This is a genomic window from Nostoc sp. LEGE 06077, assembly GCF_015207705.1.
Taxonomy (GTDB): Bacteria; Cyanobacteriota; Cyanobacteriia; order Cyanobacteriales; family Nostocaceae; genus Nostoc_B.
On record NZ_JADEWI010000006.1, the window covers coordinates 201,542 to 210,818 of the forward strand.

The window sequence follows — 9,277 nt, forward strand, 5'->3', positions numbered from 1 at the left end:
AATATCACTTTTATGAGATTTTTTGAAAAAACTATAGGGGGAAAATATTTCAAGTTGTTCCGTTACCTGCGATGGATTTTGCTAGGTTTAGTCATTAGTGTATTAGCAAAACCTTTAATAGCAACGGCTTATATAAGTTTAATGACGAATGGCGGTGCTTTATTTGATGCTGGTTCGGTAAGTGCTGCTGTAGTTGGGACTTCACAAGCTAATTTTGTCGGTGGTGGCAATCCATTTGTAAGTAATTCTTATGGCTTTGAAGCAGCTTTCAGACCTAGCGATAAACTGTCAATTAGTGGGTTTGCACTCCACAGTAATATTACAGGCTTTGGAGCTAACGATAACGATGAAGTTTGGAGCTATGGATTGGGTGTAGCTTTACCCGACTTTGGCAAGAAGGGCAATCTTTTAGGGATTTTTGCAGGAGCGCAACCATATTTAGGTAGTAACAACGGAGATAAACCCTATCACATTGAAGGCTTTTATAGATATCGCATTAGTGACAACATTTCTATTACTCCTGGTGTAATTTGGTTAACTAATCCTGGTCAATCTGCTAACAATAACAATGATGCTGTGATTGGTACATTGAGAACAACTTTCACTTTCTAAAATAGAATTTTGGGTTGAGCTATGCTCAACCCAACACTTATTAATTAGGTGGTTTTAGTTTGTAATATTTTGATGTACTCTGATAACGTGTTTTATTTCCAGGCTTCAGGATACCCACTCTACCTACATGACTCTTGATTCAAGAACGCCGATTATCATTTTTGGAATCCTTTTCCTCTATAATTAACTAATTCTTCATATCCAGACATATAGGCATAATTATCTTTAATATCTAAGCCTAAAAATCTAGAAAAACGTGCAGAGTCGTTTCCTACTAATTGTCCTTTTCGGGGCTTACCGTGGTAATTAGCTAAAGCAATTTTAGCTTGACGAAAGGATCTTACGGGTACAAAAACATCTGTTTGGTTAAAAGACCATAAATCTTCGGAATGTCTTGCCGCAAACAACAGTTCTCCTAATGCTTGGTTTTTCGCATCATCTTGTTTATAAGTTAGAGCTAGATGCTTATCTAAATAGATAATTCTTCCTGAATTAATATTTTCTGTAATATCTAAAGAGTCAATCAAATTTGATAAAAATTTTCGATGTTCAGGGTAAGTAGCACCGAGAAAAGGAATAACACCGACTACCCAACCCCTCGCACCCGTTTCTTTATGAGTTTCATAATCTTGATAACATTGTTTTAAACACGGTATATAAAATTTATCAAAAGGGATTTTCATCTGAGAAATTGTTTGCATATTAACAGCTAATATAAACTTTTTAAATGATTTCGATTTCTCTAGTACCTTTATCAGAGTAGAATCATAAAATTTTGGGGGCTGATTCTGATATTTTTCCCATAACATATCAAATACAACTCTAAAATCTCTGCTATCATTGAGCAAAAAATCGTTTACTTTTTGATAGCCATAACTAGTAAAAACTTGTGATTGTATTTGTCTTAATTTTTCATTACTTTTAACTACAGTATTGCCAATGCGGATTTTAGACATAGTGTTTTTGTTTTTAAATGACTTTTTAGGAACTAGGAGGTAAAAGTTCTGTTAAAGGTGTGGTTTCACGTTCAATTATGTTGATACTAAGAATTTCCTGTGCTTTGCTCGAATTGAGTGAAACAGTAAACATGAGATGCACATAATTTACTTGGTCATTTCCACTTGTATATGGAACAGCATGATAGATAACCGGAAACCTTTCTTGAGAATACATAATTAGAGGTTCTATTAATCTGGCAAGAATTCGCGTTCCACCAAATATGTAGCTTCGTTCTTGAGCAACTTTCAACTCTGGTAAAGTCCACCAATTAAAAACTATTTCACCGTCAGAGCTATCACTAAGTCCCCATTCTTGACGATAATGTTTTGGAGTTAGAGTTAGTAAACCCTTACCCTCTTCATTTCGTCGCCGCTTCGCCAGTCTAATCAATGAGGAGTCAAATGCGGTGGCAATAGCTGACCTAAAATCTGATGACTCTTTAGCAAGATCGTTATATTTTATAAATGTAAAGGCATCTCCAATCCCTTTAGTATCGTCGGTGATTATGTTCACTAACAAAATTTGATTGCCATTAACTAATTCTTCAAAATCTAATGAGCTATTGAGATATGGTGGCTTAGGTGGTTTACCAAACCCTTTTCCCCCGCTACGTTTTGCTTTTGCCATTACTTACCTCTGCTGCTCAACCTAATCCAAAAAATATGAGAATTACACAAATAGCCTCATTATTTTAACGTTTAGCTGACTCATTTACAGCAACTCATTGATGTTCAATAGCCCAATGATAATTAGTTATGGATTTTAAAAAAGGAGTAAAGGAATCGCGCCTACGATGGAGCGTATCTCATCGCTCACACTCTTCCTTGTACAAATTTCACCTGAATTTCATTCTAGTCTGTCATCCTAGAGAAAGTTAATGCTGACTCATCCTCAGTAAAACTTTATCTTTCTCACTAATGCTTAATTCTATTGTTAAATGGTCGATCGCTCAACGCTGGCTAGTGGTTATTGCTTCTATCCTCATATCAGTTTGGGGCTTTCTCGTCCTGACGCAAATGCCACTGGATGTATTTCCCAACTTTGCTCCTCCGCAAGTGGAAATTATGACCGAAGCCCCAGGACTTGCACCAGAGGAGGTTGAATCCCTAGTTACTCGACCGATAGAAAGTGTGATTAACGGCACTCCTGGACTAGAAACATTGCGTTCTGCCTCAGCTGTCGGTCTTTCATCTGTGAGAGCGACTTTTAGCTTGGATACAGAAATTTATCGCGCCCGCCAATTGGTAACGGAACGGTTGCAACAAGCACGCAGTCAACTACCGCAAGGTGTGGAAAACCCAGAGGTTCTGCCTGTTAGTTCACCCTTGGGATGGACTGTCAAATATGCCTTTACTTCTGAAACCACTCCGATGATGGAGGTCTGGCGGATTGTCAACTGGCAAGTGAAAAACCGCCTGCTTGCTGTTCCTGGCGTAAGTAATGTTGTCATATTTGGTGGGGATGAGCGTCAGTATCAAGTGTTGGTAAACCCAGATAAATTGAAAGCGTTTAATGTTTCCCTTGATGATGTCACCAAAGCAGCACAAGCATCCAACGCCAATGCACCAGGGGGATTTTTAATTACTCCTGACCAAGAGACATTGGTGCGAGGGGTTGGACGGATTGAATCTATTGAACAGCTAAAGAAATCAGTAATTAAAGCCAAAAATGGCACGCCAATCCTGTTGGAACAAGTGGCGGATGTACAAATTGGTGCAGCACTCAAACGCGGTGATGGTAGTTTTGCGGGTAAAAAAGCGGTAATTTTGACAGTCAACAAACAGCCAGCAGCAGATACGCCAAAAGTAACGAAGGCAGCTGAAAAAGCAATGGAGGAAATTCAAGCCGGTCTGCCCAAAGATGTCAAAATTACAACTACTTTCCGTCAGGAAGATTTTATCGAAGCCTCGCTCAAAAACGTTGAAGAAGCTTTGCGCGATGGCACAATCATCGTTTGTGTCATCTTGATTTTATTTCTGATGAACTGGCGCACGGTGATTATTAGTTTGAGTGCGATTCCCGTGTCTTTGTTGTTGGGAATGATGATCCTGAATTGGACGGGACAAGGTATCAATACAATGACTTTGGGCGGACTTGTTGTTGCGATTGGTTCGGTGGTGGATGATGCAATTGTCGATATGGAGAATGTCTACCGCCGTTTGCGAGAAAACCAAATAGCAGGCAATCCTGTACCACCACTGCAAGTTGTTTTTAATGGCTCAGTGGAGGTGCGGGTAAGCGTACTGTTCTCGACAATCATTATTGCAGTCGTCTTTGCACCAATTTTTGCTCTTTCTGGTGTAGAAGGTCGGATTTTTACACCGATGGCTGTAGCTTATTTGCTGTCAATTGGCGCTTCTACCTTAGTAGCACTGACATTGACTCCAGCACTGTGCGCCCTTTTGCTAGTAAATCGGCGTTTACCAAGTACAGAAACTTGGGTTGAACGATTTTCCCATCGTTTGTATCGTCCACTTTTGAAATTTTCTATTCGTCGCCCCAAGATTATTTTGACAGGTGCGATCGCTGCTTTTGTGGCTTCAACGATGATTCTACTCTCGTTAGGGCAAGTTTTTTTACCAGAATTCCAAGACCGCTCTTTGGTAATCGCCGCAGTTTTAATGCCTGGTCAATCTCTGAATGCGACTAATCAAGTAGGCATAGTGATCGAAGAAGCCCTGAAAAAAAATCCTGGGGTTGAAACGGCTCAATTGCGCTCTGGGCGGGCTGTAGGGGATACTGAGGTGGCTGGTGTAAACGGGGCGGAAATAGATGTCCAACTTAGCGAGGAGGGGGGAAAAGATCGAGAAAAAACAATTGAAATGATTCGTAAAGAATTTGATAAAATTCCCGGAGTCGTTCCCAATATCGGCGGGTTTATTTCGCACCGGATGGATGAAGTGCTTTCTGGGGTACGGAGTGCGATCGCTGTGAAAATTTTTGGCCCCGATTTGGAAGAACTCCGCACCCTTGGTCAACAAGTACAATCAGCTATGGGCGGTGTTTCGGGTCTAGTAGATTTGCAACTAGAACCGCAAGTACCAATTAAACAGGTACAAATTCAATTCGACCGCAATGCAGCAGCCCGCTATGGTTTAACTATTGGCGAATTGTCAGAGATAATAGAAACTGCACTGAATGGGCGAGTCGTTTCCCAAGTATTGGAGCAACAACAAACCTTTGATATGGTGGTTTGGTTGCAAGAGAAATACCGTAACAATATTGAAATTATCGGTAATTTGTTAGTTGATACACCCAACGGACAAAAAATTCCCTTAGCCCAAGTCGCAAAAATCAACTATGGTACAGGCCCCAATACCATCAACCGCGAAAACGTCTCCCGTTATATTGTCGTATCCAGCAATGTGGCTGGACGAGATTTAGGTTCTGTAATTAAGGATATTCGGGACAGAGTTAAGCAACAGGTGCAATTACCCTCTGGATATTTTATTGAATACGGTGGTCAATTTGAAGCGCAAGAGGGAGCGACGAAAACTTTACTTTCGGCTGGGGGATTAGCATTTGTGGCGATCGCAGTCCTGATTTACTTTGCTGTCAAGTCGATTCCTGCCACCATCATGATCTTGATAAACTTGCCCTTAGCCTTAGTGGGTGGAGTCATTTCCATCGCTTTAACTGGTGGTATTCTCTCTGTAGCTTCAATGGTAGGATTTATTACCTTATTCGGCGTTGCTACACGCAATGGACTATTACTTGTTGAGAACTACAATTCTAGGATGGCAGAAGGACAGCCTCTGCGACAGGCTTTGATGGAAGGGTCAGTAGAAAGGTTGGCTGCTATCTTAATGACGGCGCTATCATCGGCTTTGGGTATGGCACCCTTGGTAATTGGTAGTGGAGCCGGAAAAGAAATCCTCCAGCCACTAGCTGTTGTAGTGTTAGGTGGATTGTTTACCTCAACCGCTTTAACCTTGTTAGTGCTTCCGGCTTTGTATGTCCAGTTTGGTAGATTTGTGGTGCCAAGAAAGGCTGAACCAATCATTCAGCCAGAAATTGCAGGAGAAGCCAGAGCCTAGCACAACAAGGCGGAATTTGAAATGGGCTACGCCTCACTACGCTAACGGAATTAGGAATTAGAATTCCTATACCCCAAGGGTTTCATTGATTTGAAATGGGTGGTTTACTTACAACGTGCTGCATTAGTTTTTAATTCACAAAACATCAAGGAGTTTGGATTCATGAAATTTCTGAAGACCAGTTTAGTAATTGTTAGCAGTGTCGGATTAATCTTTTTGGGTGCTTGTAGTGGTGGGAATCAAGCCGCTAACTCAGAAAGTGCTACTAAAACTGAACCCGTTGCTAAAACAGCAACTACAGAAACATCTACTAAAACTGAACCGGTTGCTAAAACTGGGGAAGCACATAATGAAAATGACGGTCATGGACATGATCAAAAAGGTGGTCACTCCAATAGTGGAGAGAAGTCTAGCAGTCAAGTTGTAAATTCGGGCAAATATCATTTAGAGTTCAAATCAGATATAGAAAAAGATTCTACTCATTTAGATATCAGCGTACACGGCGAGCAAGACCAAGCAATTACTGATGCCAAGCTCACGGCTCAAGTTCAGCTACCAGATGGCACTAAAAAAACTCTACAAGTTCCTTATAATACCGAGGAAAAGCAATATACAGCAAACCTGGCCGGAACTGCAACGGGAGAGTATAAAGTTGTTATTCAAACGGATGTAAAAGGTGAAAAATTTAATGGTCGTTTTACCTTCAAACGATGATTAATAACAAGTGATAGCAACAAAATAAACGTTATGCTTCAACAGTACAACCACGATCCAATTAAATGGAAGCAGCTAACAATCTATATTAGTGAGTCTGATGGTTGGCAGCACCAACCACTTCACCAAACTCTATTGGGAATCGCCCGCCAACAGGGAATAACAGGGATGACGGTGATGCGAGCAATTTCTGGATATGGCAAACATGGAATTTTTCGCACTATGAACGAGCTAGATCCATCTATTGAGTCTTCTGTGCTACCACTTGTCATTACAGTTATTGATAGTGAAAGTGTAATAACCGAATTTTTTTCCTTGGTCAAAGATATGCTTAAAGATAAGTTTGTCACTTGTCAAAGCATAGAAATTCTTTCGCCATTAGTAACGCTTTAAGGGCAGTATTCATGTCTCACAGTCACAGTCACGGACACAGCCACGAACCGACTAATTACAACCGTGCCTTCATTATTAGCGTTGCTCTCAACACTGGATTTGTTGTTATTGAAGTAGTTTATGGGTTAGCTGCCAATTCCCTTGCCCTACTTGCCGATGCTGGTCACAATTTGAGTGATGTTCTAGGTTTGTTACTTGCCTGGGGAGCAAGCTTCCTCGGCCGTCGCCAACCAACACCACGCCGCACTTACGGGTTACGTCGCTCCTCTATTTTGGCAGCTCTTTTGAACGCTGTTCTTGTACTCGTAGCTTCTGGCGCAGTTGCCTGGGAAGCCATACAGCGTTTTGCTCAACCTAGTCCAGTATCAGGTAGTACAATTATCGGCGTGGCTGCGGTAGGTATTGCCATCAATATGGGAAGTGCCTTAATGTTCTTATCTGGTCGTGAAAGAGACTTGAATATTAGGGGAGCCTTTATTCACTTAGTTGCTGACGCGGCGGTGTCTTTGGGTGCAGTCCTGGCTGGTATTGCGATTGTTACTACTGGTTGGCTATGGTTTGACCCAGTTGTGAGTTTGATGATTGTTGTCGTGATTATTGTGAGTACTTGGCAATTGTTCCAAGAATCTTTGAACTTAGTTACAGATGCCGTACCAGCAGGTATTGAACCACTTGCAGTCCGTACATTCTTAACTGAACTTCCTGGTGTATCTAGTGTTCATGACTTGCACATCTGGGCGATGAGTACTACAGAAACAGCTCTCACTGCTCACTTAATTATGCCTGCTGGAAATCTTAGTGATGGTTTTTTAGTTCAGGTAAATCAACAACTTCACGACCATTTTGGTATAGAACACACTACAATTCAGATAGAAACAGGCGATCCAAGTTATCCATGTCCTCTTGCTCAAGAAAACGTGGTTTAAATCAATTTAGTTGAGTATGTGGATAGAAAATTTAATTTGGTGGCGATCGCATTTAGAGCAATTACTGTGACCGAATACCTAATCATCTTACCTTTGTGAGAACAAATCCCCAAAGTAATAGTTATTTAAGTAAAATTGCCGTTTTTAATATATACGAAAATAACTAAATCTGGAAAATTTTTATAAAATACTGATTTTTCATCTTAATTTCATCCTGTTTTTGTAAAGTAGAGTTTAGAGATTTAAACTTTAAATCTTATAGCTATTTAAAATGCCACAGTTGTCTCACTAAATTATGGGTGCAACTAGAATTGTGATGCTTATAAATTAAGATGAAATCAAAGTCATCATCTCAAAAGATGAGCTTTATTCCTCGCTCTATCCTGCGGACGATAGGAAAATTTCAACAGACGTTAGATCCAAATGCCGAAGTAAAGGTTATTGAAGAGTTTCGCGCTTCTCGACTTCAAACAATTTCCTCTGTCCGTTTCTTGTTACTTTTGATTGTAGTTCCATTACTTATAAATCAGCTTTCTAGAAACTTTGTCATCACTCCCCTAGTTGAGAAGTTATGGAATTCACAAGAATCACATATTTTCTTAAATTATCCTCAAGAAGAAAAAGCTTTAGCGGAACTCAAAAGATTTGAGCAAAGTGTTTATTTTGAAGCTCGAATAGGTAAAATCACCACATTCTCTGACGAGCTTGTTCAAAAGAAGATTAAGAAAAAAGCTATTGCGTTAGTAGCAGACAATAAAATTAAAAGTATTAATGCAGTAACAAATGTTTTTACAGATATACTCACAGCCATCACATTAATTATTTTAATCTTAACAGGTAAGCAGCAGCTATACATTCTTAAGTCTTTTGCTGGCGATATAACTTATAGTTTAAGCGACTCTGCCAAGGCTTTTTTAATTATTCTATCTACAGATATATTTGTCGGTTTTCACTCTCCTTATGGATGGGAAATAATTATAGAAAGTACTTTAAAGCATTACGGTTTCCCAGAAAATAAAAGTCTTACTTCTTTATTTATTGCTACTGTTCCAGTAATCATGGATACAGTTTTTAAATATTGGATATTCCGCTACCTCAATCGCAGTTCTCCTTCATCTGTGGCTACTTACCATAACATGAATGAATAATTTATAAATATATCTAAATCTTTACATACAAAAAATACTGAAATTATGCCAACTCTCAACATGATTACAACAACTTCAAATACTAAATTCAGCACAGATATAGTTCGGAATTATCTGCAAGATATTGTTCGCGTACCATTGTTGACTCATGAGGAAGAAATTGTATATAGCAAACAGGTACAGCAGATGATGGTGTTACAAAAGAAGAAGGAAACTTTGAAGAAACAACTCAACTACGAACCCTCTAAAAAAGAATTAGCCAAATATGTACAGCTTAGTGAAATAGAAGTGAAGGAGATTTTTCACAAAGGTACACAGGCAAAGCAAAAAATGATGGTAGCAAATCTTCGTTTAGTGGTTGCTATTGCCAAAAAATATCAAAGAAGAAATTTGGAGTTGATGGATTTAATTCAGGAAGGTTCATTAGGTTTAGAACGTGGCGTAGAGA

Annotated in this window: 8 protein-coding genes and 1 pseudogene; 7 read left to right on the plus strand and 2 right to left on the minus strand. The window is 39.6% G+C overall.

Annotated features, from left to right (window positions below; all coding sequences use genetic code 11):
* Positions 1-156 precede the first annotated feature (156 nt).
* Positions 157-612 (plus strand): annotated as a pseudogene (locus IQ244_RS06820) (carbohydrate porin); the annotation flags it as partial.
* A gap of 155 nt (positions 613-767) precedes the next feature.
* Here IQ244_RS06820 and IQ244_RS06825 read toward each other — a convergent pair.
* Positions 768-1,568 carry a hypothetical protein gene (locus IQ244_RS06825; RefSeq protein WP_015364262.1) on the minus strand — a complete coding sequence of 267 codons (801 nt, stop codon included), beginning with the start codon at positions 1,566-1,568 and terminating at the stop codon, positions 768-770.
* A 25-nt stretch (positions 1,569-1,593) separates the two neighbouring features.
* Positions 1,594-2,238: a hypothetical protein gene (locus IQ244_RS06830; protein WP_015364261.1), complete on the minus strand. Its 645-nt coding sequence runs from the start codon at positions 2,236-2,238 to the stop codon at positions 1,594-1,596.
* 290 nt (positions 2,239-2,528) lie between these two features.
* On the opposite strand from IQ244_RS06830, the gene IQ244_RS06835 reads away from it, so the two are divergent.
* The 6 genes from IQ244_RS06835 to IQ244_RS06860 all read left to right on the plus strand — a co-directional run.
* Positions 2,529-5,648 carry a CusA/CzcA family heavy metal efflux RND transporter gene (locus tag IQ244_RS06835; protein ID WP_015364260.1) on the plus strand — a complete coding sequence of 1,040 codons (3,120 nt, stop codon included), beginning with the start codon at positions 2,529-2,531 and terminating at the stop codon, positions 5,646-5,648.
* A gap of 162 nt (positions 5,649-5,810) precedes the next feature.
* Complete coding sequence (locus IQ244_RS06840) at positions 5,811-6,362, plus strand: hypothetical protein (protein ID WP_096560933.1); 552 nt, start codon at positions 5,811-5,813, stop codon at positions 6,360-6,362.
* Positions 6,363-6,395: 33 nt separating this feature from the next.
* The gene (locus IQ244_RS06845; RefSeq protein WP_096560908.1) at positions 6,396-6,755 is read left to right on the plus strand and encodes a DUF190 domain-containing protein; all 360 of its coding nucleotides are present in this window, start codon (positions 6,396-6,398) and stop codon (positions 6,753-6,755) included.
* An 11-nt stretch (positions 6,756-6,766) separates the two neighbouring features.
* Positions 6,767-7,681 carry a cation diffusion facilitator family transporter gene (locus IQ244_RS06850; protein ID WP_096560907.1) on the plus strand — a complete coding sequence of 305 codons (915 nt, stop codon included), beginning with the start codon at positions 6,767-6,769 and terminating at the stop codon, positions 7,679-7,681.
* 359 nt (positions 7,682-8,040) lie between these two features.
* Positions 8,041-8,829 carry a CemA family protein gene (locus IQ244_RS06855; RefSeq protein ID WP_096560906.1) on the plus strand — a complete coding sequence of 263 codons (789 nt, stop codon included), beginning with the start codon at positions 8,041-8,043 and terminating at the stop codon, positions 8,827-8,829.
* A gap of 45 nt (positions 8,830-8,874) precedes the next feature.
* Positions 8,875-9,277 (plus strand): sigma-70 factor domain-containing protein (locus IQ244_RS06860; RefSeq protein ID WP_322746029.1); only part of this gene is annotated, 403 nt, incomplete at its 3' end.

Excerpts from the sequence above, each read along its gene's own strand:
- IQ244_RS06835 (WP_015364260.1), top strand. The coding sequence starts at position 2,529 with ATGCTTAATTCTATTGTTAAATGGTCGATCGCTCAACGCTGGCTAGTG.
- IQ244_RS06830 (WP_015364261.1), bottom strand. The coding sequence starts at position 2,238 with ATGGCAAAAGCAAAACGTAGCGGGGGAAAAGGGTTTGGTAAACCACCT.
- IQ244_RS06840 (WP_096560933.1), top strand. The coding sequence starts at position 5,811 with ATGAAATTTCTGAAGACCAGTTTAGTAATTGTTAGCAGTGTCGGATTA.
- IQ244_RS06855 (WP_096560906.1), top strand. The coding sequence starts at position 8,041 with ATGAGCTTTATTCCTCGCTCTATCCTGCGGACGATAGGAAAATTTCAA.
- IQ244_RS06850 (WP_096560907.1), top strand. The coding sequence starts at position 6,767 with ATGTCTCACAGTCACAGTCACGGACACAGCCACGAACCGACTAATTAC.
- IQ244_RS06825 (WP_015364262.1), bottom strand. The coding sequence starts at position 1,568 with ATGTCTAAAATCCGCATTGGCAATACTGTAGTTAAAAGTAATGAAAAA.
- IQ244_RS06845 (WP_096560908.1), top strand. The coding sequence starts at position 6,396 with ATGCTTCAACAGTACAACCACGATCCAATTAAATGGAAGCAGCTAACA.